This window comes from Streptomyces sp. NBC_00887 (assembly GCF_045207585.1).
This window is the reverse complement of record NZ_CP108788.1, coordinates 5874519-5896755: the sequence shown is the minus strand read 5'-3', so window position 1 is coordinate 5896755 and position 22237 is coordinate 5874519. Positions and strand designations below refer to the sequence as shown.

17 protein-coding genes, 2 tRNA genes and 1 pseudogene are annotated in these 22237 nt (G+C 67.8%); 7 read left to right on the top strand and 13 right to left on the bottom strand.

What is annotated here, in order from left to right; all coding sequences use genetic code 11:
• Nucleotides 1-65: 65 nt before the first annotated feature.
• Nucleotides 66-138 (bottom strand) — tRNA-Ala (locus OG844_RS26970).
• 170 nt (nt 139-308) lie between these two features.
• On the opposite strand from OG844_RS26970, the gene OG844_RS26965 reads away from it, so the two are divergent.
• Both OG844_RS26965 and OG844_RS26960 read left to right on the top strand, forming a co-directional pair.
• On the top strand, nt 309-857 hold the full coding sequence (locus OG844_RS26965) for a DNA-binding protein (RefSeq protein WP_266922196.1): 549 nt from the start codon (nt 309-311) through the stop codon (nt 855-857).
• Between the two features lie 106 nt (nt 858-963).
• Entirely contained in the window at nt 964-2349 is a 1386-nt protein-coding gene (locus OG844_RS26960) for a serine/threonine protein kinase (protein WP_406393716.1), read from the top strand.
• A 21-nt stretch (nt 2350-2370) separates the two neighbouring features.
• Here OG844_RS26960 and OG844_RS26955 read toward each other — a convergent pair whose 3' ends face one another.
• From OG844_RS26955 to OG844_RS26945, 3 genes and pseudogenes are all read right to left on the bottom strand, one after another.
• Complete coding sequence (locus OG844_RS26955) at nt 2371-3708, bottom strand: hypothetical protein (RefSeq protein ID WP_406393714.1); 1338 nt, start codon at nt 3706-3708, stop codon at nt 2371-2373.
• Nucleotides 3705-5583 (bottom strand): annotated as a pseudogene (locus OG844_RS26950) (vWA domain-containing protein). The gene OG844_RS26955 and the pseudogene OG844_RS26950 overlap by 4 nt, the downstream one beginning before the upstream one ends.
• A gap of 244 nt (nt 5584-5827) precedes the next feature.
• Nucleotides 5828-5962 carry a DLW-39 family protein gene (locus OG844_RS26945; RefSeq protein WP_003958712.1) on the bottom strand — a complete coding sequence of 45 codons (135 nt, stop codon included), beginning with the start codon at nt 5960-5962 and terminating at the stop codon, nt 5828-5830.
• A 294-nt stretch (nt 5963-6256) separates the two neighbouring features.
• On the opposite strand from OG844_RS26945, the gene OG844_RS26940 reads away from it, so the two are divergent.
• On the top strand, nt 6257-6631 hold the full coding sequence (locus tag OG844_RS26940) for a DUF6344 domain-containing protein (protein WP_406393712.1): 375 nt from the start codon (nt 6257-6259) through the stop codon (nt 6629-6631).
• 342 nt (nt 6632-6973) lie between these two features.
• Here the strand turns inward: OG844_RS26940 and OG844_RS26935 are convergent.
• The 9 genes from OG844_RS26935 to dnaA all read right to left on the bottom strand — a co-directional run bounded on the left by OG844_RS26935 (nt 6974) and on the right by dnaA (nt 19708).
• Nucleotides 6974-7047 (bottom strand) — tRNA-Ile (locus tag OG844_RS26935).
• A 70-nt stretch (nt 7048-7117) separates the two neighbouring features.
• Nucleotides 7118-7714 (bottom strand): DUF3566 domain-containing protein, encoded by a 597-nt coding sequence (locus tag OG844_RS26930; RefSeq protein ID WP_406393711.1) that lies wholly within the window; start codon nt 7712-7714, stop codon nt 7118-7120.
• A 93-nt stretch (nt 7715-7807) separates the two neighbouring features.
• Nucleotides 7808-10435, bottom strand: a complete 2628-nt coding sequence (gyrA, locus tag OG844_RS26925) for a DNA gyrase subunit A (RefSeq protein ID WP_406393709.1) — start codon at nt 10433-10435, stop codon at nt 7808-7810.
• A 46-nt stretch (nt 10436-10481) separates the two neighbouring features.
• The gene (gene gyrB, locus OG844_RS26920; RefSeq protein WP_406396272.1) at nt 10482-12551 is read right to left on the bottom strand and encodes a DNA topoisomerase (ATP-hydrolyzing) subunit B; all 2070 of its coding nucleotides are present in this window, start codon (nt 12549-12551) and stop codon (nt 10482-10484) included.
• Between the two features lie 403 nt (nt 12552-12954).
• Complete coding sequence (locus tag OG844_RS26915) at nt 12955-13533, bottom strand: DUF721 domain-containing protein (protein WP_406393707.1); 579 nt, start codon at nt 13531-13533, stop codon at nt 12955-12957.
• Nucleotides 13530-14660 (bottom strand): DNA replication/repair protein RecF, encoded by a 1131-nt coding sequence (gene recF, locus OG844_RS26910; RefSeq protein WP_406393705.1) that lies wholly within the window; start codon nt 14658-14660, stop codon nt 13530-13532. Before recF ends, OG844_RS26915 begins: the two co-directional genes overlap by 4 nt.
• Before the next feature lie 52 nt (nt 14661-14712).
• Entirely contained in the window at nt 14713-15591 is an 879-nt protein-coding gene (gene gnd, locus OG844_RS26905; protein WP_018553877.1) for a phosphogluconate dehydrogenase (NAD(+)-dependent, decarboxylating), read from the bottom strand.
• 132 nt (nt 15592-15723) lie between these two features.
• Nucleotides 15724-16854: a DNA polymerase III subunit beta gene (gene dnaN / locus OG844_RS26900; protein ID WP_329209120.1), complete on the bottom strand. Its 1131-nt coding sequence runs from the start codon at nt 16852-16854 to the stop codon at nt 15724-15726.
• A gap of 1057 nt (nt 16855-17911) precedes the next feature.
• Complete coding sequence (dnaA, locus tag OG844_RS26895; RefSeq protein ID WP_406393701.1) at nt 17912-19708, bottom strand: chromosomal replication initiator protein DnaA; 1797 nt, start codon at nt 19706-19708, stop codon at nt 17912-17914.
• Nucleotides 19709-20090: 382 nt separating this feature from the next.
• Here dnaA and rpmH point away from each other — a divergent pair, with 382 nt between their 5' ends.
• From rpmH to yidC, 4 genes are read left to right on the top strand one after another with little or no spacing between them, the layout of a single operon-like run.
• The gene (gene rpmH / locus OG844_RS26890; RefSeq protein ID WP_078850492.1) at nt 20091-20228 is read left to right on the top strand and encodes a 50S ribosomal protein L34; all 138 of its coding nucleotides are present in this window, start codon (nt 20091-20093) and stop codon (nt 20226-20228) included.
• An 18-nt stretch (nt 20229-20246) separates the two neighbouring features.
• Nucleotides 20247-20618 (top strand): ribonuclease P protein component, encoded by a 372-nt coding sequence (gene rnpA, locus OG844_RS26885; RefSeq protein WP_356430094.1) that lies wholly within the window; start codon nt 20247-20249, stop codon nt 20616-20618.
• Nucleotides 20615-20974, top strand: coding sequence for a membrane protein insertion efficiency factor YidD (yidD, locus tag OG844_RS26880; RefSeq protein ID WP_406393698.1), 360 nt, complete (start codon nt 20615-20617; stop codon nt 20972-20974). The genes rnpA and yidD overlap by 4 nt, the downstream gene beginning before the upstream one ends.
• 3 nt (nt 20975-20977) lie before the next feature.
• Nucleotides 20978-22231 (top strand): membrane protein insertase YidC, encoded by a 1254-nt coding sequence (gene yidC / locus OG844_RS26875; protein WP_406393696.1) that lies wholly within the window; start codon nt 20978-20980, stop codon nt 22229-22231.
• Nucleotides 22232-22237: the final 6 nt, after the last annotated feature.

Sequence of the window (22237 nt, the reverse complement as noted above, 5' to 3'; positions counted from 1 at the left end):
CCCCACCGATGAGCACGAAAATGCCCCCCGTCCTGCGTTACCGCAGGTCAGGGGGCATTTGACTGTGGAGCCTAGGAGATTCGAACTCCTGACATCTGCCTTGCAAAGGCAGCGCTCTACCAACTGAGCTAAGGCCCCGGAAAGGGGACAGCACCGGACACTTGCGTGTCACGACGTCCGCCGCAGAACAGAGTACCGGGTGACCCCCTGAATCTTGCAAAAGGATTGGGACTCCCGGTCTGCAACCGCTCTCCGTAAGATGCACGACGAGGTTCGCAGCAGCGAAGCCGCAGCGAAGGGGAGACGCAATGGACGCCGCGCAGCAAGAGGCAACGGCTAGAGCCCGGGAGCTCCAGCGCAGCTGGTACGGAGAGCCGCTGGGGGCGCTCTTCCGCAGGCTGATCGATGATCTGGGCCTGAACCAGGCCCGGCTCGCCGCGGTGCTCGGGCTGTCCGCCCCCATGCTCTCCCAGCTGATGAGCGGCCAGCGGGCCAAGATCGGCAACCCCGCGGTCGTCCAGCGCGTCCAAGCCTTGCAGGAACTCGCCAGTCAGGTCGCCGACGGCAGCGTCAGCGCGGGAGAGGCCACCGACCGGATGGAAGAGATCAAGAAGTCCCAGGGCGGCTCCGTCCTGACCAACACCGGCCAGACCACGACCACCGGAGGGGCACCCACCGTCCGCCGCGTGGTCCGCGAGATCCAGTCGCTGCTGCGGTCCGTCGCCGCGGCCGGCGACATCATCGACGCCGCGGACTCCCTCGCCCCGACCCACCCCGAACTGGCAGAGTTCCTCAGGGTGTACGGAGCAGGGCGCACCGCCGACGCGGTCGCGCACTACGAAGGCCACCAGAGCTAGACAGACCCTGAGGCCCGGGGAGCAGGGTCCCGCTCGACGGGGCCCTGGCATGATCCCGACGGCCCGGGACACAGCCGAAACCGGAACGGGGAGCGGGCGCAGGACAATGGGTGAGGTCTTCGCTGGTCGGTACGAACTGATCGATCCGATCGGACGTGGTGGGGTCGGCGCCGTCTGGCGCGCCTGGGACCACCGGCGCCGCAGGTATGTGGCGGCCAAGGTCCTGCAGCAGAGCGACGCGCACACGCTGCTGCGCTTCGTCCGTGAGCAGGCACTGCGGATCGAGCACCCTCATGTCCTCGCCCCCGCGAGCTGGGCCGCCGACGACGACAAGGTCCTGTTCACCATGGACCTGGTCAGCGGCGGATCGCTGGCCCATGTCATCGGCGACTACGGCCCGCTGCCCCCGCGCTTCGTCTGCCTCCTCCTCGACCAGTTGCTGTCCGGGCTGTCGACGGTGCATGCCGAGGGCGTCGTGCACCGCGACATCAAGCCGGCCAACATCCTGATGGAGGCCACCGGAACCGGTCGGCCGCATCTGCGGCTCTCCGACTTCGGTATCTCCATGCGCAAGGGCGAGCCGCGCCTGACCGAGACCAACTATGTGGTCGGCACGCCTGGTTACTTCGCGCCGGAACAGATGATGGGAGCAGAGCCCGACTTCCCCGCGGACCTGTTCGCCGTCGGTCTGGTCGCGCTCTACCTGCTGCAGGGGCAGAAGCCCGACGCCCAGGCGCTCATCGAGCACTTCGCCGCACACGGCACCCCAGGCGCGCCCCAGGGCATCCCCGAGCCCTTGTGGCAGGTCCTGGCCGGTCTGCTGCAGCCCGATCCCCAGGCCCGCTTCCGGACCGCCACGGGTGCCCGCAAGGCCCTGGCTGCGGCGGTCGAGATGCTGCCGGAGAACGACACGGACAACGAGCCGGTGGAAGTCTTCGACCAGATCGGCCCCCTGCCGACCGGATTCGGCCCCGACGGGCCCGTCAACGGCTCCCAGCGCGCCCAGGCCCCCGCAAACGGCCTCCGGACGCCCGCGCAGGGCCCCACGGGCGGGCAGCAGATGCCTCATCAGGCACAGCAGGCCCCCGTACAGCAGCCCTACGCCCAGCCGCACGCCTCGATGTCGGAGACGGGCAGCTTCCACCTCGCCCCGCCCCCTCAGCAGGCGCAGCCGAACACACCCCCCACCCCGTTCCCGGCGCACGCGGCCTCCCCTTCCTCCGCTTCCGCACCGGACTTCGCCCAGGCCCCGACAGCAGCGGTGCAGCACGATTCATTTCCTACTCGTGCATACACCGCCCAGCACCCTCAGGTTCCGCACCCGGGCACGGCAGTTGTCCCGCCCGCCCCCGCCACCGGGCACCCCGTTCACGGGAACGTCCCGCACGCTCCCCGAACGCGCCCGGGACCGCCCCCGAAGGTGGCGGTCCCGGTGCTGCTCGTCGCTCTGATCTGTTTCGCGGTGGGCATCTGGGCGCTGACCCAGACCTGACGGTCGGGCCCGCCCGAGCGCCTACCAGGCTCGGGGCGGTCCGCCGAACGGCGGCTGCCCGCCCGCAACCGGCGGCACAGCGGCCGGTTCGGCTCGGCGCCTGGCCATCAGCGTCCACGCCCCGAGCCCGAGCACCAGCACGGAGCCCGTGCCGATCCCCGCCGCGGCCACCATCTTCATGGTGTCGCTCTCGCGGGCCTGGGGCGCGCTCTGCCCGGTCTCGGCCATGTCCTTGTCCTCTTCGGTGACGCCGAAGATCCCTGCGTCCCCCTTGTAGGGCGTCGGACCGGCCTCGTCACGCACGTTGATCCTGAGCGTCAGTCCGATCCCCTTGTCCCCGTAGTACTCGGCCGCCTCCGGGGTGAGCGTCACCGACAGGTAGTACCAGCCCGCGAACCGCATGGCTGCGACCTTCGAACTCGAGGCGTAGCGATTCTCGTACGCGACGGCCGGCAGGGGGTCCAGAGCACCCGAGACGGGCACCCCGGAGTAGGACAGCGTCGCGTCGTCGACATGGCCGCGCGCCGGATTGTCCAGCGACAGCGCCAAGGCGTTGCCGAGGTACTCGGTCGAGGCGTTGTTGTTGCTGAGCGAGGCCGAGGCGAAGATCCGCTGACCCCAGTCGACCGGTACACGGTAGAAGCGGGTCTGTCCGGGCTTGATGCTGTCCACCCACTCGCCGGACGTCACACTGGTGGCGTCGTAGTAGCTGCTGCCACCGGCCCGCTCCTGCTTCCCGGCGGGTGGAGCGGGCGAGGCTGACGACCAGTTCTCCGGCGCCTCGGTCGGCAGCGAGCCGGCGTCCTTCAGCGCCGGCTCCGCGTCGTACCGCAGCTCCAGGTCCCACTCGTCCGAGGCGGATGTCGCCTTGCTCTCACGCTCGATCAGCACGTTGTAGGTGCCGGCCGCGCTGCACGGGTCGTCGCTGTCCTCCACGGTCCGATGGGCGTAGGCGGCAATCGGACGCGGGAACTCCGCCGATTCGAAGATCGCGTCCTCGGAACTGCACCGGGTGTCGTCGAGATTCCTGATGCTGACCGTGATGCCGTCCCCGTAGGCGACCTTGCCGGCCTTCCTCGGCACGACGACCGCGGAGACGTACGCGTTGGTCTTCGTGTCGAGTTCGAGGCGGTAGTAGAGCTTCTGGCCCCGCTGAATCGAACTCCTGTAGACCGAACCCGGCTTCAGTTCCGCCGCCTCGGCGTTCGTCTCCGTGCCCTTGACCGTTGCTGCCGCAGGGTCGAAGGCGTACGAGCCGGGACCGTCGGCTGCGTGTGCCTGTCCCGGCAGCACCACCGCGGCGCACACAGCCGCGATCGATGCCAGGATCACCCGGCCCCTGTTGCGCTGCCTGTTCACGCACTTCCCCTTGTCGTCCGCCGGCCCGGCCTGCGACGACTGCGCACGAAGACGAGCCCCGCGATCAGAGCGACCACGGCACCCGCCCCTGCAGCGGTCGCGATGCCGGTCCATCCTGCCCCGCCCGAACCACTGCTGTCTGCGGCCACAGTCGATTTGCCGCCATCGTCCGCCTTCGTGTCACCGGTCTCCCTCGTCGACACGGGGGCTCCGTGCTGGGGGCCCGCGAGCGCGTCACCGAGGACCGTCACGCGCAGCACCACGCCGATCCTGGGGTTGTCGGCGATCTGCGCGGCCTTCGCCCCCAGGGTCACCGCGACGTAGAAGTCGCCTCCGGCGTGTACCGGCTGGACCGCGGACCGGGACTCGTAGCGGTTGGTCCAGGCGACCGGGACCGACCCCATCCTGATCGCGGCGGGCCTCCCGTTGTACATCGCCGTGGAGCTGAACTCACCACTGCCGCCGACCGGGAACCTGGCCGGAGTGAACAGCTGCGTCCCGCCGTAGGAGTACGTGGAGGAACCGCCCTCCACGGTCGGCTCGTTCGCGAACTCCACGTCGTGGCGCACCTGCTGGCCCCAGCCGGCCGGAACCTTGTACCAAAGGGTCTGCGAAGACAGGATCCGGTCCCGCCACACCCCCTGGCCGAGCTCCCTGGCGTCGTTGAATCCGCTTCCTCCACGGACCTCACGCGGATCCCCCGAGGGCAGTGCGGCCTCCCTCCCGCCGTCCCCGTACTCCGGCCGGGACTGGGCCGGGGTGACCCCGTCGGCCGGTGGTGCCTCCACCCCGTACAGCAGCTCCAGGGGCCAACGGGCGGCATCTGATCCCTTCCTGCTCTGCCGTGCGACCACCAGCCAGTAGCGGCCCGCGTCGTCGCGGCTGCGGCTGCCGCCCTCGGAACGGATCCGGGAGACAGCCGAGGTCAGGGGAGTCGCCCCTCCTTCTGGAAGAAGTGCGCGGTGTTCGTCCCGCAGAGGGAGTCGTCTGCGCCGCGGGCGACGCCGGTAGTCAAGGCGTCGAAGCTGTCGACGGCCGCACCGGGCCGGGGAACGGCGGTCACCGAGAAATCGGCCGTGGACACCGCGTCGAGGTCGACCGCGTAGTACCGCTTCTCGCCCGGTCCGCTGGTGTCCAGATACTGCCCCGGAGCGATCGCAGGGGCCTTGTCCGCGGTCGTCGCTCCTTCGACCCGCTCACCCTTCAACCGATAGCCGTCCGAGGAGAGCTGCGCCGAGCGCTGCAGTTGCCTGGCGAGCGCCTCGGCATCGGGTGCGTCGTAGTAGCGCCCGTTGCCCGCCTCCGCGATGCACTCGAGCTGCTTGCGGGCCGTCCCCTTCACCTGGAAGCCCACCGTGTCGACCCGCAGCCCGACCCCCTCCTTGCCGAGCTGTTCGGCGACCTCGCACGGCTGAGGCGTTCCGCAGTTGTCCTCACCGTCGGAGACCAGGAGGATCGTGCGCGTCCCGACGGCACCGTTCCGGGGTTCGGGCAGGTCCTCCGCGGCCTTCTGCAGGGAAAGCCCGATGGGGGTGTCCCCTCTGGGCCGCACACCTGCCACGGCGCTCTTCATGGCGGCCCTGTCGAGCTTCTGCACCGGTCGTACGAGGCGGGTGTCGGTACAGCCCCGGGGCCGGTCTGCGCCGTACACCCGAAGGCGGCCGGATAGCCGTCGGGCAGCGCATCGACGACTGTGCCCACGGCCGCACGGGCGCTCTCCATCCGGGTCCTGCCCGTGCCGTCGTCGTCGCCCATGGAGCCGGAGGAGTCGAGCACCATCACCAGGCTGCTCGAGCCGTTCTGAGCGTCCGAGGCGCCCGGCCCTGCGGGTACGGAAGCCGCGGCGGGCAGTCCGCCCGCCGCGAGTGCGAGCAGCACCCCGTAAGGCCAGTGCCCCTGCCGTAGCCGTACGGCGACGGGTTCCCGCCCTCGTCCGTGTCCCATGGAAGCCCCCTCGACCTGATATCCACCTGAAACCCCGGTTGCTTTGCTCTCGCAACCTATTGATTTGCTTAGGTGAATTCACGTGCACAGGTGTCACGGTCCCGCAACAGCGGGGTCCGGACAGCAAGGAGCCCCGGTCGCTCAGCGACCGGGGCCCACAGCAGGCTGTTCCGTCTCACACACCCGAACCTGCGGGCACGGAGTCGGTCGCCTCCGTCCACAGATCCTGCTCGGCGCGATCCGCCTGGATCTGGCGGTACACGAGGAGCCCGCCGATGGCAGCCAGTGCGACCAGGAGAAGCTTCTTCACCGCGCGACCTCGTCTTTCCTTGACGTAAGGGACTTCTGCCGCCCGACTATACACACCGGCCGATACCGATCGGTGACCTCCCTGGAACCCAACCGCCGCACCGTTCCCGGCACTCGCCCGGGGATCTTCCCGGCCGCTCACCACCCCCGGAACCAACATCTACGGACCGGTTGAACCATAAGAGTGGTGTTCATCAGAAGATCGGCGCAGCGGGGGCGTCGGTCCAGGGATTCGGCAGCCACATCCACATCATCAGGAAGGTAAGCAAACCGGACCACCTGAAAGCGAGGGGCCATGAGCACCTTCAGGGTCAAGAGCATCTGGACCGCCTTCATCACCGCCTTCTTCGCACTCCTCGCCTCGCTGGGCCTCGCCACAGCGCAGGCCACGGCGGCGCAGGCCGAAGCCGCGGAGCCCACGACCACGACCCAGAAGCACACGGGTGCGACCGCGGCAACCGCGACCACCCCGTCGGTGCGATGGACCCTTCCGCGTGACAGGGCGCTGCCACCCACGATGAAGCAGCGCATCCGCGCCGAGGCCCACGGTTCCTCACCGGCCACCCGCCAGCTGTCCTCGGACACCACGGAAGCCGCGCACGCAACCAACAGCACCCGCTCCACCCACGGCGGCACACCTGCCGGGGACTCGTCCCCGCTACCGCCCTGAGAGCGCCTCAGACGACACACAGGGCCCCTGGTCCGGTTCACACCGGACGGGGGCCTTTCCCGTGCGCGCGCCCCTGAGCGGCGCCCGTCCGCACGTACACACCCAGGACAGGCACTCCCCGCCCGAACCCCCCGCAGCCACCTGAACCCGGCAGCAACGACCCACCAGGAGCCGCACCCCCCTGAGCAACGACCGCAGGGGCCGGCAGAACACACCCCCGGAGCCCGGTCCGAGAACAGCGGCCCTCCATGGAAGACCGGAACCCGGAAGACGTCCGATCCGGCCGGGCAACGGAAACGCAGAAGGCCCCCGGTCCGTGAGGACCGGGGGCCTTCTTGCCTGTGGGGCTAACAGGATTTGAACCTGTGGCCTCATCCTTATCAGGGATGCGCTCTAACCAACTGAGCTATAGCCCCGCCGCGCTGTGCGCTGACTTCTGAAGATTAGCGCACGTCGGGGCCAGTCCCAAAATCGATACCCGGCGCCCTACTCGTCCTCGGCCAGAGTGAGCTCCACACCACCCACGAAGCCGGCCGACAAGTTGTAGATGAAGGCACCCAGCGTCGCCAGCGCAGTGGCCAGCACCACATCGATCACCGCGATGACCGAGGTGAAGACGAGGACGCGCGGCAGCGACAGGAACGACTGCAGATCGAAGCCGTTGCTCTCGTTCGAGCCGGTGGCTTCACTGATCGTGCCGCCCACGGTGGAGAAGACGCCCATGGCGTCCATCACCATCCACAGGACCGCCGACGCCACCACCGTGCAGATCCCCAGCGCGATGGACAGCAGGAAGCTGACTTTCATCACCGACCACGGATCGGCCTTGGCCACCCGCAGGCGCGCCTTACGGGTACGCGGAGTGGTCCGAGCCCCGGTCCGGGGCCGACGCGTCGCCTGTACGCCGCCCACGCCCTGCGCTCCGCCCTGTGTGCCGCCACCCTGCGTACCGCCCGCGGGGGACGGGTACGCCTGCGGCGGGTGATAGGGCCCCGCCCGGCCCGGTGCGGGCTCGCGCTCACCGGGCAACGGCCCGGTCGCGTACCCCTCGTACTGGGGCTGAGGTCCCCGAGTGTCCGTCACTGTTCCCCCTTGGGAGTCCGTGGCAGGGCCACGGGCACCGCTCGCTCCAGCTCCGGAAGAGGCCGAACCGGCGCCCGTGGCTCCACTCACGCTCTACTCCTCGTGCTCCCCGGCCGAGGGCTCCGTGCCCTCGACAGTGCCCTCAACCACGCTCTCGGCATGGGCCTCGACCGTGTTGCCTTCAGCCTCATCGGTCCCGTCGACCTCTTCGGCCTCACGACCGGCCTCGGCGTTGCGCGCGATACCGACGACGGCATCGCGCTTGCCCAGATTGATCAGTTGGACGCCCATGGTGTCACGGCCCGTCTCCCTGACTTCATTGACTCGCGTACGAATCACACCACCGCCGAGCGTGATGGCGAGGATCTCGTCCGTCTCCTCCACCACCAGCGCCCCGACGAGCGATCCCCGGTCCTCCACGATCTTGGCGGCCTTGATACCAAGACCACCACGGCCCTGGACGCGGTACTCGTCGACAGCGGTCCGCTTCGCGTAACCACCATCGGTCGCAGTGAACACGAACGTACCGGGCCGGACAACATTCATCGAGAGCAGTTCGTCGCCTGCGCGGAAACTCATGCCCTTGACACCCGAAGTGGCACGGCCCATCGGGCGCAGCGCATCGTCCGTCGCAGTGAACCTGATCGACTGGGCCTTCCTGCTGATGAGCAGCAGATCGTCCTCGGCCGACACCAGCTCCGCACCGATCAGCTCATCGTCCGCACCGCTCTCCGTCTCACGGAGGTTGATGGCGATGACACCACCGGAACGCGGCGAGTCGTAGTCCTTCAGCGACGTCTTCTTCACCAGGCCGCCCTTCGTGGCCAGGATCAGATAGGGCGCCGCCTCGTAGTCACGGATCGCCAGGATCTGCGCGATCTGCTCGTCCGGCTGGAACGCCAGCAGGTTCGCCACGTGCTGACCACGCGCGTCCCGCCCGGCATCCGGCAGCTCGTACGCCTTCGCCCGGTACACCCGGCCCTTGTTCGTGAAGAACAGCAGCCAGTGGTGCGTCGTCGACACGAAGAAGTGGTCGACGATGTCGTCTTCCTTGAGCTTCGTCCCGCGCACACCCTTGCCGCCGCGCTTCTGCGAACGGTAGTCGTCCGTCTTCGTGCGCTTCACATAGCCGCCGCGGGAGATCGTGACGACGATGTCCTCCTCGGCGATCAGGTCCTCGATGGACATGTCACCGTCGAAGGGCACCAGCTTGGAACGCCGGTCGTCGCCGAACTTCTCGACGATCGCCGCCAGCTCCTCGCTGACGATCTGACGCTGCCGCTCGGGCGACACCAGGATCGCGTTGTACTCGTTGATCTTCGCCTGGAGCTCGTCGTGCTCGGCGGTGATCTTCTGGTGCTCCAGCGCGGCCAGCCGGCGCAGCTGCATCTCCAGGATCGCGTTCGCCTGGATCTCGTCGATCTCCAGCAGGCCCATCAGGCCCTCGCGCGCGATCTCCACCGTGTTGCTGCGCCGGATGAGTGCGATGACCTCGTCGATCGCGTCCAGCGCCTTGAGCAGACCGCGCAGGATGTGCGCCCGCTCCTCCGCCTTGCGCAGGCGGAACTTCGTACGCCGGACGATGACCTCGATCTGGTGCGTCACCCAGTGCCGGATGAACGCGTCGATCGACAGGGTGCGGGGCACGCCGTCGACGAGCGCCAGCATGTTCGCACCGAAGTTCGTCTGCAGATCGGTGTGCTTGTACAGGTTGTTCAGCACGACCTTGGCGACCGCGTCACGCTTCAGCACGACCACCAGACGCTGGCCGGTGCGCGAGGACGTCTCGTCACGGACGTCCGCGATGCCTCCGACCTTGCCGTCCTTCACCAGGTCGGCGATCTTCTGTGCGAGGTTGTCGGGGTTGGTCTGGTACGGAAGCTCCGTGACCACCAGGCACTGACGGCCCTGGATCTCCTCGACCGCCACGACCGCACGCATCGTGATGGAGCCACGGCCCGTGCGGTACGCGTCCTCGATGCCCTTGCGGCCCACGACGAGCGCGCCCGTCGGGAAGTCCGGGCCCTTGATGCGCTCGAGCAGCGCGTCCAGGAGCTCCTCGTGCGAAGCCTCCGGGTGCTCCAGGTACCACTGCGCACCGGCCGCGACCTCGCGGAGGTTGTGCGGCGGGATGTTGGTGGCCATACCGACCGCGATGCCCGCCGAACCGTTGATCAGCAGGTTCGGGAAGCGCGCCGGGAGAACCACCGGCTCCTGGTTGCGGCCGTCGTAGTTGTCCTTGAAATCGACGGTCTCCTCGTCGATGTCCCGGACCATCTCCATGGACAGCGGCATCATCTTGCACTCGGTGTACCGCATCGCCGCGGCCGGGTCGTTGCCCGGAGAACCGAAGTTGCCGTTGGAGTCCACGAGCGGCATGCGCATCGACCAGTGCTGCGCCAGTCGCACGAGCGCGTCGTAGATCGAGGAGTCGCCGTGCGGGTGGTACGTACCCATGACGTCACCGACGACACGGGCGCACTTGTAGAAGCCCTTCTCGGGCCGGTAGCCACCGTCGTACATCGCGTACAGCACCCGGCGGTGGACGGGCTTCAGACCGTCCCTCACGTCGGGCAGCGCACGCGACACGATGACGGACATCGCGTAGTCGAGGTAGGAGCGCTGCATCTCCGTCTCGAGCCCCACGGGCTCGACACGCATGCCCACGCCCGCGACCGCGGGTACCTCTTCAGGTGTCACAGGGGTGTTCTCGTCGGCCATTGCTGGTCAAAGTCCTTTCGAGCTGCGGCTTGCTTGTACGGCCGACTCAGATGTCGAGGAAGCGGACGTCCTTGGCGTTGCGCTGGATGAACGAGCGCCGCGCCTCGACGTCCTCACCCATCAGCACCGAGAACAGGTCGTCGGCCTGCGCCGCGTCGTCCAGCGTGACCTGGCCGAGCACCCGGTGGTCCTGGTCCATCGTCGTGATGCGCAGCTCCTCGGCGTTCATCTCGCCGAGGCCCTTGAAGCGCTGGATCGAGTCTTCCTTGATCCGCTTGCCGTTCTGCTTGCCGAGCTCCACCAGAGCGTCACGCTCACGGTCGGAGTACGCGTACTCGAAGTCGTCCCGGCCCCACTTGATCTTGTAGAGCGGCGGACGGGAGAGGTACACGTGCCCGGACTCGACCAGCGGCCGCATGAACCGGAACAGGAAGGTCAGCAGCAGGGTGTTGATGTGCTGGCCGTCGACGTCGGCGTCCGCCATCAGAATGATCTTGTGATAGCGGAGCTTCTCGATGTCGAAGTCCTCGTGGACCCCGGTACCGAAGGCCGAGATCAGCGCCTGGACCTCGGTGTTCTGCAGGATCTTGTCGATCCTGGCCTTCTCGACGTTCAGGATCTTGCCTCGGATGGGCAGGATCGCCTGGTACATCGGGTTACGGCCCGACTTCGCCGAGCCGCCGGCGGAGTCACCCTCGACGATGAAGATCTCGCACTTGGTGGGGTCGTTCGACTGGCAGTCGCTCAGCTTGCCCGGCAGCGAGGCGCTCTCCAGCAGCCCCTTACGGCGGGTCAGGTCGCGCGCCTTGCGAGCCGCGACGCGCGCCGTCGACGCCGCGATGCCCTTGCGGATGATGTCCGCGGCCTCGTTCGGATTCCGGTCGAACCAGTCCGTCAGCTGCTCGTGGACGACCTTCTGCACGAAGGTCTTGGCCTCCGTGTTGCCCAGCTTGGTCTTCGTCTGGCCCTCGAACTGCGGCTCTCCGAGCTTCACCGAGATGATCGCGGTCAGACCCTCGCGGACGTCCTCACCCGTGAGGTTGTCGTCCTTCTCGCGCAACAGCTTCTTGTCGCGCGCGTACCGGTTGACCAGAGAGGTCAGCGCCGCACGGAAGCCCTCCTCGTGCGTACCGCCCTCGTGCGTGTGGATCGCGTTGGCGAAGGAGTAGACCCCCTCCGTGTACTGCGTGTTCCACTGCATCGCGATCTCGGCCGAGAGGAGTCGCTCCTTGTCCTCGGCCTCGATGTCGATCACCGACTGGTGAATGACGTCGCCCTTGCGGGAGTTCAGGTACTTCACGAAATCGACGATGCCGTTTTCGTAGTGGTACGTGACCGAGCGGGCGACGTCCTCCTCGGCGGGCTCGACCGCGTCCGCGCTGTCCGCGCCCGCCGTCGCCTTCGCCGACTCACGCTCGTCGGTGAGTTTGAGGGTGAGGCCCTTGTTGAGGAACGCCATCTCCTGGAAGCGGCGCGAGAGGGTCTCGAAGCTGTACTCGGTGGTCTCGAAGATGTCCCCGTCGGCCCAGAAGGTGACCGACGTGCCGCACTCCTCGGTGGCCTCGTGCTTGGCCAGCGGGGCGGTCGGGACACCGAGCTTGTAGTCCTGGGTCCAGCGGAAGCCGTCCGTCCGGACCTCGACGGCGACCCGCGTGGACAGGGCGTTGACGACGGAGACGCCGACGCCGTGCAGACCGCCGGAGACGGCGTAACCGCCGCCGCCGAACTTGCCGCCCGCGTGCAGGACGGTCAGCACGACCTCGACGGCCGGCTTCCCTTCGGACGGCACGATGCCGACCGGGATGCCTCGGCCGTTGTCGATCACGCGCACCCCGCCGTCCGCGAGGATCGTGACATCGATGGTGTCCGCGTGCCCGGCCATCGCTTCGTCGACCGAGTTGTCGACGACCTCTTGCACGAGGTGGTGGAGACCGCGCTCACCGGTTGAACCGATGTACATACCAGGTCGCTTGCGGACCGCGTCCAGGCCCTCGAGGACCGTGATCGCGCTGGCGTCGTACGAGGCGGTGACCTCGCCGTGCGCACCGGCTGTGGACGGGTTGTTCTCGTTGGGGTTGCCGGAATCGGCCACGAAGCGCCCTTTCTGGCACAGCACAGGCCGTTCTCCGGACAGGCGGGAGCGGCTGCGTCGTTCGGCTTGTATCGACGACTCCCGCACGGAAGCGGGATTGTCCACCAGTCTACCGGTAGCGCCGACATGAATGGGGGTTTGCCGGTACCTGAGTCCGCATGTGCCGCCCTGAATGAGCGCCCGCCGACTCCCCATATTCAGGAAGGGGCTCTGAGAGGCTCACGCGGGCATTGAGCGCTTCGGCCTGTCAACCTCCCACTACGGTGAGGGACGCCTCACACTCGCCGCCCGGGGCGAATCACCGCACAACCGTTCATTCAGGTGGACAAGGACAACCCACGCAACGGCACCGAAGAGGGCGGTCCGCCCCTCGCGAAACCCCGGCGTCGGCCGTGACCGGAGGAACCCGGAGCAGGAAAATGCCTGCTCAGCCGTACGTGTCCCCCGGGCCCGTGCTCCCTGGTGCCCGCAGCGGACCGAATTTGCGCTGCGGACCACCAGGCCCCAGCACCTTGATCATTCTCACCGTGCCATGGCCCAGATCCGTGTTCAGCCTGGCCACCAGCTGCGGCGCCAGCAGCCGTAGCTGCGTCGCCCACGCCGTCGAATCGCACTGCACCGTCAGCACCCGCTCGGCCGGATCCTCGTCGTACCGCAGCGGAACACAGTGATTGGCCAGATCGTCACCCACGATCTGCGTCCACCGCCCCATCACACCGCCCACAGCCGCAGGAGTCTCCCAGCCCCGCTCAGTGATCAACCGGTTGATCGCAGACCCCAGAGCCAACGGATCACGGCCGTCGGACCGTGCGCCCGACCTCAGCCCACCACCACGCCTGGCCTGCTTCTTCTGCTGCGCCGCATCACCGCGGGCGCGGGCCTGCTCCTTCGCCGCACGCAGCGCCACCCGTGCCAGATCGACACCCGACACCTCGGGCTGCTTCGCCGCCGCACCGCTCACCGGATCCGGCAACGCCCGCCCGCCGTTCTCTGCCCGGCCGCTCACAGCCGCTCCACCTCACCCGCGGACACCGCGTACCGGGCACCCGCCAGCACACCCGGGACGTCGTCGTCGACCGCCGCCGTGACCAGCACCTGCTCGCCCGGGGCCACCAGTTCCGCCAGGCGTTCACGACGCCGCGCGTCGAGCTCGGCGAACACGTCGTCCAGCACGAGCACCGGCTCATTGCCCTCGGAGCGCAGCAGGTCGTACGAGGCCAGCCGCAGCGCCAGCGCGTACGACCAGGACTCCCCGTGGCTCGCATACCCCTTCGCCGGCATCCCGCGCAGCCCCAGCACCAGGTCGTCACGATGCGGACCGACCAGCGTCACGCCTCGCTCGATCTCCTGCTTGCGGGCCTGGACGAGCGCCGCCATCACCTGCTCGTACAACTGCTCACGGGTGCGCGCGGGCTCCACGTCGGCACCGACCGAGCTGCGGTACTCCAGGGTCACCGGACCACCGCCGGGCGCCACGTCCGCGTACGCCTTGTCCGCGAGCGGCTGCAGCGTCGCGATCAGGTCCAGGCGCTGGGCAAGCAACTCGGCCCCGACCTGGCCCAGATGCTGGTCCCACACGTCCAGCGTGGACAGATCCATCGACCGGCCACCGTGCCTGCGGGCCATCGCCGCGGACTTCAGCAGGGTGTTGCGCTGCTTCAGCACGCGCTCGTAGTCGGACCGGACACCCGCCATGCGCGGCGAACGCGCCGTGATCAGCTCGTCCAAGAAGCGCCGACGCTCACCCGGGTCGCCCTTCACCAGGGCCAGATCCTCGGGAGCGAACAGCACGGTCCGCACTATCCCCAGCACGTCACGGGGCCTGACCTGCGACGACCGGTTGATGCGGGCGCGATTCGCACGGCCCGGATTGAGCTCGAGCTCAATCAGCTGTGACCGCTCGCCCTGAGTGACCGCGGCCCGGACGACGGCACGCTCCGCACCCATCCGCACCAGGGGGGCATCGGACGACACCCGATGGCTACCGAGCGTCGAGAGATAGCCGACGGCCTCCACCAGATTGGTCTTGCCCTGACCGTTGGCCCCCACGAACGCGGTGACGCCCGGGTCGAGAGGAACCTCGACCCGGGCGTACGAGCGGAAGTCGGCCAGCGAGAGATGCGTGACGTGCATGGTCGCCGACCTTTCCGACTTCGTGCTCTGTGTTCTGCCGTGCTGCGTACTACTACTTCTTGTTCTCGACCGCGTGCCCGCCGAACTGGTTGCGCAGCGCGGCGATCATCTTCATCTGCGGGGAGTCGTCCTGCCGCGAGGCGAACCGGGCGAACAGGGACGCCGTGATCGCGGGCAGCGGCACCGCGTTGTCGATGGCGGCCTCTACCGTCCACCGGCCCTCACCGGAGTCGGCGGCGAAACCACGGAGCTTGTCGAGGTGCTCGTCGTCGTCCAGTGCGTTGACCGCCAGGTCGAGCAGCCAGGAACGGATGACCGTGCCCTCCTGCCAGGAGCGGAAGACCTCACGCACGTCCGTGACGGAGTCGACCTTCTCCAGCAGCTCCCAGCCCTCGGCATAGGCCTGCATCATGGCGTACTCGATGCCGTTGTGAACCATCTTCGCGAAGTGGCCGGCACCGACCTTGCCCGCGTGGACGGAGCCGAAGTCGCCCTCGGGCTTGAGCGCGTCGAAGACCGGCTGGACCTTCGCCACGTTCTCGGCGTCGCCGCCGTACATCAGGGCGTAGCCGTTCTCGAGGCCCCAGACGCCACCGGAGACACCGCAGTCGACGAAGCCGATGCCCTTGATTCCCAGCTCCACGGCGTGCTTCTCGTCATCGGTCCAGCGGGAGTTTCCGCCGTCCACGACGATGTCGCCCGGGGACAGCAGCTCGGCCAGCTCATCGATGGTGGACTGGGTCGCGGCACCCGCCGGAACCATCACCCACACGACGCGCGGACCCTTGAGCTTGCCCACAAGCTCTTCGAGGCTGTGGACATCGGCGACGTCCGGGTTGCGGTCGTAACCGATGACGGTGTGGCCTGCGCGGCGGATGCGCTCGCGCATGTTGCCGCCCATCTTGCCGAGGCCGACGAGACCGAGCTCCATCAGAGATTCCTTAAGCGTTGTGCCGATTCGTACCCGGGACCGAGCCTACGCCCGGCCTGGGAGCAGCGCGGAGGGCCTGCTCGGCGCTGAGCGTGCCCTCCGGAAGCTGCCGTGACAGGAACGATCGCCGGATCAGCCGGAGAGGCGGACCGGCATGATCAGGTACTTGTACGCGTCGTCCGCCTCGGCATCGACGGCGGGGCGGCCGCTGAGCAGGGCGGGCTTGGTGGACGTCGTGAAGGAGAGCTGGGCGACCGGGGAGTCGATCGCGCTGAGCCCGTCCAGCAGGAACGTCGGGTTGAAGGCGATCGAGATGTCGTCACCCTCGAGCACGGCGTCGACGCGCTCCACAGCCTGTGCGTCGTCGCTGGAACCCGCCTCCAGGATCAGCACACCCTGCTCGAAGCTGAGCCGCACCGGAGTGTTCCGCTCGGCGACGAGGGCCACACGCTTGACGGCCTCCACGAACGGGGCGGTCTCGATGACCGCGACCGAGTTGAACTCGGTGGGGAAGAGAGTCCGGTACTTCGGCAGGTCGCCCTCGAGGAGCCGCGTCGTCGTGCGACGGCCCGCGCCCTCGAAACCGATGAGGCCTTCACCGGCACCCGAGCTCGACAGCGCCAGCGTCACCGTGTCGCCGCTGGTCAGCGCCTTGGCGGTGTCCAGGAGCGTCTTCGCGGGCACCAGGGCGACGGCAGAGGCGTCCGGGTTCTCCGGCTTCCACAGGAACTCACGGACCGCGAAGCGGTAGCGGTCGGTCGAGGCGAGGGTGACGGTGTCGCCCTCGATCTCGATCCGGACGCCCGTGAGGACGGGCAGCGTGTCGTCACGGCCGGCAGCGATGGCGACCTGGGCCGCCGCCGAGGCGAAGACCTCACCCGGGACGGTGCCGGTCGCGGTCGGCATCTGCGGCAGTGCCGGGTACTCCTCCACAGGCAGGGTGTGGAGGGTGAATCGCGAGGACCCGCACGCCACGGTGGCCCGCACACCGTCGGTGGAAATCTCCACCGGCCGGTTCGGAAGGGCGCGGCAGATGTCGGCGAGGAGCCGGCCGGAGACGAGCACCGTGCCTTCCTCCTCGATCTCGGCGTCCACCGAGACCTTGGCCGAGACCTCGTAGTCGAAGCTCGAGAAGCTGAGGGCGCCGTCACCGGCCTTCAGCAGAAGGCCCGCAAGAACGGGCGCCGGCGGACGGGCCGGGAGGCTGCGGGCCACCCAGGCCACCGCCTCCGCGAGTACATCGCGCTCCACCCGGATCTTCACCGGAACCGCCTCCTGCTGTTGCTCGCTCGCCCTGCTGGCCTTCGTCGTCTGATTCGGGGTCTCCCTGCCGAAGGGCTGAGGGGAGGACGCCGGGGTCCAGTCTGACGTACGGCACCGACACTCGTTGCTGCTCGGGGTCAAGTCGCGACAAGCGGTCCTCGGAGCTCCCGGCCCAAGTTGTGCACAGGCCCCACTTCGAAGCGGATTCCTGGCTAACTCTGAGTGGCAGTAGTAGTAGGGCCTGTGGAAACCGTGGATAACGTCGTTTCCGCAGGTCAGTGCCCATTTTTTGTCCACCGACCCTGTGGGCGGCACCGGTGGACAACTTGGGGTTTCTGTGGACACCCGAAAGTTCTGCACACCCGATGCACAGGTGGGGGCGACTTCTCCCCAGGGCTGTCCCCAGCTTTACCCAGGTTCCCCACAGCCCAACCGAGGTCCTTGGTGTGACGCCTTTCACTCTCGGCAGTGAAAGCGGGTGTTGGGTTGCCGAACAGTGGACAGGGGTGTGGAGAAGCTGGGGACAACATGGCCCAGCCTGTGGGCCGACGGTGGACAACATCATCGGTCCCCTGTGGACGAAAAATCTGTCCACAGGCTGTGGATCATCGTTGAACACAAATCCCCAGGCATGTGACCTGGCCTGATGGAGTATCGGCAGCGCGCCCTGTGGATGCAATCTGGACAACTTCACAGTCCCCAGGCTGTGGATGCCCATTTCCTCATCGACCTGTGGAGAAGGGCCTGTTCGCGGACCGTATTCGAACACGCGGAGCGCTTCGTGAGGGTGCGGCCCGGCTCGGAGCGGGGTGCGCGCGGGCCCGGCGGACGTCCGGGAGGGCCTCCGCGGAGGCATTTCTGTCCCTTCCGACGGTCTCAGGGAGGCGTTTCGCAGCCTTCTGGCGAGCTCTGCGGTCCGGCTCCGAAAGCCCCTGTCGGTCAGGCGCCCTCGTACGGCAGCCGCGGTCCCGCTTCCGGACATGACGAAAGGCGCCCCGCGAGGACTCCTTGTGGTCCTTGCGGGGCGCCCCGGGATCGCTGCGGCGGGCCGGGCTCGTCAGCCGTTCTTGATGCGGTTGGTGAGCTCGGTGACCTGGTTGTAGATGGAACGCCGCTCCGCCATGAGCGCGCGGATCTTCCGGTCGGCGTGCATCACCGTCGTGTGGTCGCGTCCGCCGAACTGGGCGCCGATCTTGGGCAGCGAGAGGTCCGTCAGCTCGCGGCACAGATACATGGCGATCTGGCGCGCCGTCACCAGCACGCGACTGCGGGAGGATCCGCAGAGATCCTCCACCGTGAGACCGAAGTAGTCGGCGGTGGCCGCCATGATGGCCGGAGCGGTGATCTCGGGCGCCGAGTCCTCGCCGCCCGGGATGAGGTCCTTGAGGACGATCTCGGTCAGGCCGAGATCCACCGGCTGCCGGTTGAGGCTGGCGAAGGCGGTCACACGGATCAGCGCCCCCTCGAGCTCGCGAATGTTGCGCGAGATGCGGGAAGCGATGAACTCGAGGACCTCCGGGGGTGCGTTGAGCTGCTCCTGGACCGCCTTCTTGCGGAGGATCGCGATACGCGTCTCCAGTTCGGGCGGCTGCACGTCGGTGGTGAGGCCCCACTCGAAGCGGTTGCGCAGCCGGTCCTCGAGCGTCACCAGCTGCTTCGGCGGCCGGTCCGAGGACAGCACGATCTGCTTGTTGGCGTTGTGGAGCGTATTGAAGGTGTGGAAGAACTCCTCCTGGGTCGACTCCTTGCTCGCCAGGAACTGGATGTCGTCGACCAGAAGGATGTCCACGTCGCGGTACCGCTTGCGGAACGTGTCGCCCTTTCCGTCGCGGATCGAGTTGATGAACTCGTTGGTGAACTCCTCGGAGCTCACGTACCGCACCCGGGTACCCGGGTAGAGGCTCCGCGCGTAGTGCCCGATGGCATGGAGCAGGTGGGTCTTGCCGAGCCCCGACTCCCCGTAGATGAAGAGGGGGTTGTACGCCTTCGCCGGGGCCTCGGCCACGGCTACCGCCGCCGCGTGCGCGAAGCGGTTGGAAGCGCCGATGACGAAGGTGTCGAAGAGGTACTTGGGATTCAGCCTGGCGTGCGGCTCACCGGGACCGGGTGCGGGTGCGGGCTGGGCACCCATGGGGCCGGGGCCGCCGCCACCGGTACGTCCGGGGCCGGGTCCGCCCTGACGGTGCTGGGGCTGCTGGTCCTGAAGATCATGGCGGTCGCGCGCGTCCCGCTGCTGTTCGTAACCCTGACGCTCGGGCGGCTGCGGCCGGTAGTCGTGCTGAGGCTGCTGGGGCCGGGGGCTCGCGTACGGATCGCGGTCCTGGTACCCGCCGTGCCGGGGCTGCTGCCAGGAGAGGTCCTCCTGGGAGCGGGGCCAGGCGCCGGGTTCCGGGCGCTGCTGCTGGTAGTCCGGGTACGCGGGACGGGCTGTCGGCATGCCGTCGTCGGAGGGACGGTGGCCGTAGTTGTCGTACCCGTCGTTGTGCGAGGGGTCGTCGCGCTGTGGCCCTTGGTAGCGGTGGGACTGCTGGCCTTGGTGCGACTGGTGCATCGGGGGTGCGGGCGGGCCGGAGGGTTCGGCCGCGGAATCGTCGACGGTGATGGCGATCCGGATCGGCCGGCCGCACTCACGGGTGAGCGTCTCGCTGATGAGCGGCGCGAGCCGGCCCTCCAGGACGCGCTTGCCCCATTCGTTGGGTACGGCCAGCAGTGCGGTGTCGGCGACGAGTGCCAGCGGCTGGCAGCGCTCGATCCACTGCTTGTCCTTCGGCTCGATGCCCTGCTGGCCCTCCCCGAGGAGTTGTTCCAGCACTCGTGGCCACACTGCGGCAAGATCGGCAGGTACGTCAGCCACAAGGCACGCTCTCTCGCATGTCCCACGAATGTGTGGTTCTCGGGACGGGATGGGTCGGGTCGGGTGAGGCCCGGCAGGTGGGAAGGAAAGGAACCGGAGTTCAGCCACGGTAGTCAGGGCGACCCGCACGGTTCAAGTTGTTGTCCACAGGCTGTGTATAGACAAGGGGTGCCGCGGAGCCGGTTTGACCGGATGGCGTAGCCGCGCGTACCGTGACCAGGTCGAGTTGTCGATGGCTGCTGCCGCCTGCCTCCGATGGGCAAAGATCACGATCTGTGATTGTGAAGCGGTGCACTAAGGCGTTTACGCGAGTTCCTCGTGGGCGCACGGTGACAGCCAGGCGATGTCCCGCCAACACACGAATCATTTCTGGAGCCCCCGAGTGAGCAAGCGCACCTTCCAGCCGAACAACCGTCGTCGCGCCAAGACCCACGGCTTCCGGCTTCGCATGCGTACCCGTGCCGGCCGCGCGATTCTCGCGAACCGCCGTGGCAAGGGTCGCACCAACCTGTCCGCCTGATCGCGGCCAGGTCATGACGTGCTGCCTACCGAGAATCGGCTGAGGCGGCGCGAGGACTTCGCGACCGCGGTACGCCGAGGACGTCGGGCCGGACGCCCGCTACTCGTCGTACATCTACGCAGCGGTGCCACGGACCCGCACGTGACTGGGGAGAGTGCTTCCCCGCCGCGTGCGGGTTTCGTTGTCAGCAAAGCCGTGGGTGGAGCGGTCGTGCGCACCGCGGTGAAGCGGAGGCTTCGCCATCTGGTCCGCGATCGGCTGGCTCAGCTGCCCCCCGGTAGCCTTGTTGTCGTACGAGCGCTGCCCGGATCGGGTGACGCCGACCATGCACAGCTGGCCCGAGACCTGGACGCCGCTCTGGAGCGGCTGCTGGGAGGGGGCGCGCGATGAAGTACCCGCTGCTGGCTCTCATCAAGTTGTATCAGTGGACGATCAGCCCACTCCTCGGGCCTGTCTGCCGCTACTACCCGTCGTGTTCCCACTATGGATATACGGCGATCGACCGGCACGGTGCGATCAAGGGGATCGCGCTGACGGCATGGCGCATCCTCCGTTGCAATCCGTGGTCACCCGGCGGCGTGGATCACGTACCGCCACGCAAACGTCCGCGTTGGCACGAACTGCTGCGCAGCCATGTGCGTGGTGGCAAGGGCGGGGACTCCGCCGCCGATGTGCCTTCCGGGGGGTCGGTCTCCGAACCCCTGAGCCCGGCCACAGAGACCTCGCCCAAAGCTCAAGGAGCCTGATTAGTGGACACGATTGCCAGTCTGTTCAGCTTTATCACCACACCTGTTTCGTGGGTCATCGTCCAGTTCCACAAGTTGTACGGGGCGCTCTTCGGAGACGACACGGGCTGGGCCTGGGGCCTGTCCATCGTGTCTCTGGTGGTTCTGATCCGGATCTGTCTGATCCCGCTTTTTGTTAAGCAGATCAAGTCGACCCGGAACATGCAGGTGCTCCAGCCGAAGATGAAGGCGATCCAGGAGCGCTACAAGAACGACAAGCAGCGTCAGTCCGAAGAGATGATGAAGCTGTACAAGGAGACGGGTACCAACCCGCTCTCCTCGTGCTTGCCCATCCTGGCGCAGTCGCCGTTCTTCTTCGCCCTTTACCACGTGCTGTCGTCCATCGCCTCGGGCAAGACGATCGGTGTCATCAACCAGCCGCTGCTGGACAGTGCCCGGCAGGCACACATCTTCGGCGCTCCGCTGGCTTCGACGTTCACCGACAGCGCGTCGGAGGTCGCGGCGCTCGGCGCCTCGCTGACCGATGTACGGGTCGTCACCGCAATCATGATCGTGATGATGTCGGCGTCGCAGTTCTTCACGCAGCGCCAGCTGATGACGAAGAACGTCGACCTGACGGTGAAGACCCCGTACATGCAGCAGCAGAAGATGCTGATGTACATCTTCCCGCTGATCTTCGCCGTCATGGGTATCAACTTCCCCGTCGGTGTCCTCGTGTACTGGCTGACCACCAACGTCTGGACCATGGGTCAGCAGATGTACGTGATCAACCAGAACCCGACGCCGGGCAGCAAGGCGCAGGACCAGTACCTGGGCCGTCTGCTGAAGAACGTGACCGCTCATGGTCAGGTGCGCGGCAGGACGAGGCGCAACACCGTGAAGCGGATCGTCGTCAAGGGTCCTGACCGCAACGACATCGAGCGCAAGTTCATCACCGGTCTGGCGAAGCTGGGTCTCGCGGCTCAGGAGGACGGGACGGTGACGAAGAGCGAAACCGCCGTTGCCGAAGCCGAGGGCGGGGCCGCGGCGAAGCGGCAGCAGCCCAAGCGGCAGACGAAGGCGAAGCGCCAGACTGCTGCCACGCATCCGGGTGCGGCCAAGGACTCCGGTTCCGACGAGCCGGAACCCAAGACGTCGCTCGAGAAGCAGGACGACAAGCCGAAGCCGGCGGGCAAGCCCGCGTCCGGCTCCTCACGCCAAGCCAAGTCCGGACAGCGCAAGGGCCCGCAGCGGCCCAAGCACCCGTCCAAGAAGTAAGAAGGA